We start from the raw sequence: 6,178 nt of genomic DNA on the forward strand, positions 1-6,178 counted from the left end.
AATGGCAAATCAACCAATATTTATCCTTCCTGAAGGAACTGAAAGATATTCAAAAAGAGACGCTTTAAGAATGAATATCACAGCTGCTAAAGTATTAGCAGGTATTGTAAGAACTACATTAGGTCCTAAAGGTATGGACAAAATGTTAACCAATTCATTAGGTGATGTTACAGTCACCAACGATGGTGCAACCATCATGCAGGAAATGGAAATCAACCAACCTGCAGCTAGAATGTTAGTGGAAACCGCTAAAAAACAAGAACAAATCGTCGGAGACGGAACCACATCTGTTGTTGTTATTGCTGGTGAATTATTGGCAAAAGCTGAAGAGTTACTCGAAGACGGAATTGCAACATCCGTTGTAGTAAAAGGTTACAGAAATGCTACCAAAAAGGCTGTTGAATTATTAAAAGACATCGCAATTGATGCCGATGATGAAGAAACTCTTAAAAAAGTTGCTGTAACTGCTATGAGTGGTAAAGGTTCAGACTATGCAAAAGAACACTTAGCAGATTTAGTTGTAAAAGCAGCATTAAGAATCAAAGAGGATGGAAAATCCGATATCGATAATATTAACATCCAAAGGGTTTCAGGAGACTCTGTGGAAGATTCATTTTTAGCAGAAGGTATCATCATTGATAAGGCACCTGTTTCCAAAAACATGCCTAAGGATGTTGAAGATGCAAAAATTGCTATCATGAAATATCCTATTGAGTTAAAAGACATCAATACTGATACCAAAATAGACATTACAAGTCCTGACCAGTTTGAACTATTCCTCAAACAGGAAGAAGACATGATTAAGGAGTTAGTGCAAAAAATCATCGACTCCGGTGCTAATGTACTGTTCTGTCAAAAAGGTATTGACGACATGGCTGAACACTACCTTAAAAAAGCAGGAATCATGGCTTTCAAACGTGTTAAAAAATCTGATATGGAAAGAATCGCAAAAGCTACCGGTGCTAAACTTGTAACCGACATTGAAGATTTATCTGAAGAAAAATTAGGTAAAGCAGGTCACGTATATCTTGATAAAATATTTGATCACGAATTAACCTTAATCGAAGAATGTGACAACCCTAAAGCATCCTCAATCGTTTTAAGAGGAAGTACCCGTTATGTAACCGAACAAATCGCAAGGGCACTTGATGATGCATTAGGAGTAGTTGCAGCAACCATTGAAGAAGGTAAAGTTCTCATTGGTGGTGGAGCATGTGAAATCGATTTAGTAAAACAATTAAGGGAATATGGTGAATCCGTAAGTGGAAGAGAACAATTAGCTATTTTAAAATATGCTGAAGCTCTTGAAGTTATTCCAAGAACCTTAATTGAAAATGCAGGTCTTGACACCATTAACCTGATTGCAGACTTAAAAGCTGCTCATGAAGAAAATCCATTCATCGGAATCAATGTATTTGAAGGTAAAGTAGTTGACATGAAAGATGCAGGCGTAATCGAACCGTTAAGAGTTAAAATCCAAGCTCTCCAATCCGCTGGAGATGCTTCTGAAATGATCTTACGTATTGACGATATGATTGCAGCAAGAAATGCACTCAACTCAACCGGACCTGATGAGTCTGGAAACGATGCAAGTGGTATGCCTCCAATGCCAGGTGCTGGCGGTATGGGCGGAATGCCTCCAATGATGTAAAATTTTTGAATATTTTACATTTTTTTCTTTTTTTATTTCTAAAGCTTATTTTTTAATATACACTCTTAAACATGTTGTTTTTTAATCTAGATAAACTTAAATCAATGGTTTATACTTAAATAACTTTAAAACATGTTCTGTTTTATATGATAACTACTAAAATTACTGTTATAATTTTAATATGGTTAAGTCACTTTAAAAATTATTTCACATAGTTAAATCATTTTACACTATAATTCAAAAAGATATTTACTTTAAACTTAATTTTCACGATATTTTAAACTTATTTTTTAAAATTAGACTTATTTCATCGGATTTAGTAAATAAAAAGGTTTATATAAGATATTTATAATAAATATCTTTACAGTGCAATTCAGTTTGCACGTTGTTTAAAAAATTGTTATGGAGGTAAATTATTTTGAACAATAAAATATTGCTCACTTTTTTGGTATTGCTCATGGCCGTTTTGGCTGTCGGCGCAGTATCAGCTAGTGATGTAAATGTTACAGATTCAGATGCTATTGGCTTAGTAGATGACACATCAGATGTTTCAGTCCCACTGGAGAATACTGCTGACTCATCAGAAATTTCTGTATCAAGTGATTCAAATGTTGATAATGATTCATCTAAAGTTTCTCTATCAAGTGAAGAAGTTTTAGAATCTGCAGATTCAAATACTTTATCAACTAACTCAAACAATAATGATTCTTTAGATAGTGATGATGGGATTACTGTTCTTTCCGAATCAAGTGCTGAATTGACAAATGACAGTAATAATTCTTCAAAAATTATTGTATCTAAGACAATCACTGCAAAGAACATTTCTAAATATTATAAAGGATCTACTCAATATACTGCAACTTTCTTAGATGCTTACGGTAATGTTTTGAATAATACTGATGTAAAGATTACCGTTAACGGTGTTACATACACCAAAAAAACAAATGCAAATGGGGTAGTTTCCTTAGCGATAAATCTTAAGCCTGGAACATATAAGGTGGTTGCCGTTAATCCGGTTACTGGCTATAGTCTGACAACAACCTATAGGATATTGTCAACAATTACCGCAAGCAATATCAATAAGGTTTATACCGACGCCAGAAAGTTCACCGCAACATTCTATAAGAGCAACGGTAATGTATTGGCTAAAAAGACAATCAAGTTTAAGATTAATGGAAAAACTTACAAAGTGAAAACTAATAGTAAAGGAGTGGCTAGTTTATCATTAAAAACCCTTAAAAAAGGGACTTACAAAATTATATCTTATAATACAGATGGTTTGACAAAAACCAATACTGTTAAAGTAGTTAAATCAACTACTTCTTCTTTAACAACTTATACTTATACATTCCTTAAAAGCGATACCAAAAAGATTAAGGTAAGATTGCTTAATAAATTTGGTTACGCTCCGGGAAGCGGAAAAATTATTAAAATCAAGATAAACGGTAAGACATATTCTAAAAAGACTAATTCAAATGGTTATGCAATATTGAACTTGCCGTCCCTTAAGGTAGGAACATACACTGTTAAATATTCCTTTGCAGGAAACAGCTTCTATAAGAAGTCCAGTGCAAGCAACAAAGTATATATAATTCCTACAAAAAATCCTACTTTCACAGTAAAAAGTACAAAAACATTTGGTCATGGTGCAAAAACAGCATTTCAGGTGGCTTTGACCTCTGGAAGTGTTCCTTTGGTTAAAAGAACTGTGACACTTACTGTTGATGGTAAATCTTATACAAAAACCACTAACAGCAACGGTATTGTTGCATTAACAATCAATCTGGATGTCGGTAAATATACAATCACATACAAAAACAATGCTGAATCTAAAGTAAATTCAAAAACAGGTTCAACTGAAATAACAGTTAAGGAAAGAACTCCAACAACTGTTACATGGAAGAGTGGAACTTCTTTCTATCAGGGATCTCAATCATATAAGGTTTTATTGAAGGATTCCTCAGGTAAGGCTTTGGCAAATAAAATTGTTAAATTGACCGTTAACTCTAAAACATATTCCGCCACAACATCCTCAAGTGGTTATGCAACATTTAGCGTCAATGTCGGTCCTGGAAACTATACTGTTTCATATAATTTTGAAGCAAGCGGGGACAATGATTATGCTCCGTCATCAGGATCTACAAAGATTTCAGTTGCTAAAAAGGATACCACCGGATACGGATATTGGCTATTTGGAGGGGATATGAAGAGTGTTAACCTTAAATCATTGGCAACACAGGGAACCAGTGACATATTCCTCAACTACTATGCTCTTGAGGCACATGGTCAGTCTGCTGTAGAGTCATGGATTGCAAGTGCCAATAAAGTAGGAATTAGGGTTCATATTTGGATGCAGACATTCTACTCAGGAGGTAGTTGGGTAAATCCAGTTAAAAATGGTGCAGTAAATACTGCATTCTTTAACCAAAAAATATCCGAAGCTCAAAAGTATGCTAAAATAAAAGGAGTTGCAGGTATACATCTTGACTATTTAAGATATCCTGGAAATGCATATAAAACCTCTGGTGGTACCGCCGCTATCAGTGAATTCACAAGGCAGGTTGCAACTGCTGTGCATAATATTGATTCCGGTTTAATCGTATCATGTGCTATGATGCCTGAAACAACCAGTAACGCATATTATTACGGACAGGATATTTCAGCACTCAGTAAATATCTGGACGTTATTATTCCAATGATTTACAAAGGAAATTATGGAAAGACCTCCTCATGGATTACAACCACTACAAAATGGTTTGTACAACATTCCAACGGAGCTAAAATCTGGGCAGGATTACAAAGTTACAAGTCAGATGATGATGTTACAAAACTCTCCGCATCTGATCTCAAAAAGGATACCCAGGCAGCACTTAACGGTAATGGTGATGGTGCAATCATATTCAGATGGGGAATTACAAACTTCATTAATTTCAATTCCCTAACTGATTTGTCCACATCCCCTTCAACTACAGGTTCTGCATCAATTTCAGATATTGTTGCTGCGGCATATAACTTGAACAATACCATCAAATCAACAGGATCAATTCCAACATCTGTAAGTGTTGGTGGTGCAACTTATTCCACAGCACAGTTCCTGTATATGATGACTAAAGCTGTAGAATATATCAATTCTGGTAAAACTTCTGAAATTTTACCAATATCTGTAGAGGTAGCTGCTAATCCTGATAGCACTGCAAAATCAGGTCAATTGAGTATGGATGAATATCTTGATTTGGCGTCAAGAGTAAGTTCATTCATTTCATCAAATAAATTAGCTCCAAATTATGCAAGCTCCTCATTGGGTAATATCAAGTATCAGTCTTTAGTTGATACATTTGCAAGAATTGTTGCTTTCTATAAGGTGTATTCAAGATTGCCGGATTATGTCACTATCAATGTTGAAGCAAAATCAGCTGTTGTTTCAAAAACAATTTCAATCAAGAATGTGATAACCGGTGCAACCAATCTGAAAAATTACATTGAAAAGAACAAGGCGCTTCCATCTACAGTCACTGCCGGTGGAACAACATTCTCATTACCTGAATTCCTGTACTTGATGAGTCAGGCAATCTATCAGATTGGTAACTCAAAAACCAGTGATATTGCTATTATCTCAGGTGTTTCAGCACCAACCGGTCCATCCGGTGATACAATTAATTCAGAATTGTATAAGGATAAATATCTGACTGTAGCAAAGAACGTTGCAAATTTCATTTCAACTAATAAGCTTGCTCCGAACTATGCTTCATCCACTTTAGGTAACATTATATACAATGAACTTGTCGATGCATTTTCACGTATATTGGCATACTATGGAACCAGTTCCGCAATGCCTAACTATGTGGTTATCAATTATGGATCAAGTAGTTCAAGCTCTAGTTCAAGCAGCAGTTCTACAATCACAGTTACAGGCAGCGGTTTGAATGAGAAAAATACCATTTCAGACTTAAGCGCCTACAAGAAATCCACAACCAACTGTCAGGTTAACAATGCTGACATTAAAAAGGTTGTAAATTCTTTAACTAGTGGATTAACAACTAATTTGGCTAAAGCAACTGCAATATTCAATTACGTAAGGGATTCATTATCATACAGTTTCTATTATGATACCAAGTATGGTGCAGTCAATACCCTTAAATATAAAGCAGGTAACTGTGTTGACCACTCTCACCTGTTGGTTGCAATGTTCAGGACTGCAGGGCTTGCGGCCAGATATGTTCATGGTGTATGTACATTCTCTAGTGGAAGTACCTATGGTCACGTCTGGACACAGGTTTTAGTCGATGGTATGTGGGTTTGTGCTGATGCTACAAGTTCCAGAAATTCACTTGGAAAAATTAATAATTGGAATACTAAGTCATATTCTTTAAATGCAAAGTATGCTAGCTTACCATTCTAATTAATTTTTTCTTTTTATTTTTTTTTTTTGGGTGTCCGCCAAAATTAGATTTTGGCAGATTTTGTTATTTTTTTTAAAATATTGTTACTTCGAGTTTTAATTGGTTTTTGATGGATGTGCTTTCGCAG

At 35.0% G+C, this 6,178-nt stretch carries 2 protein-coding genes; both read left to right on the forward strand.

Annotated elements, in window-relative coordinates; all coding sequences use genetic code 11:
* Window position 1: 1 nt before the first annotated feature.
* Window positions 2–1,651, forward strand: coding sequence for a thermosome subunit alpha (gene thsA / locus QZV03_RS02605; RefSeq protein WP_296874152.1), 1,650 nt, complete (start codon window positions 2–4; stop codon window positions 1,649–1,651).
* A gap of 418 nt (window positions 1,652–2,069) precedes the next feature.
* Window positions 2,070–6,050 (forward strand): pseudomurein-binding repeat-containing protein, encoded by a 3,981-nt coding sequence (locus QZV03_RS02610; protein ID WP_296874153.1) that lies wholly within the window; start codon window positions 2,070–2,072, stop codon window positions 6,048–6,050.
* Window positions 6,051–6,178 lie beyond the last annotated feature (128 nt).

Source organism: uncultured Methanobrevibacter sp. (genome assembly GCF_902788255.1).
Classification (GTDB): Archaea; Methanobacteriota; Methanobacteria; order Methanobacteriales; family Methanobacteriaceae; genus Methanocatella.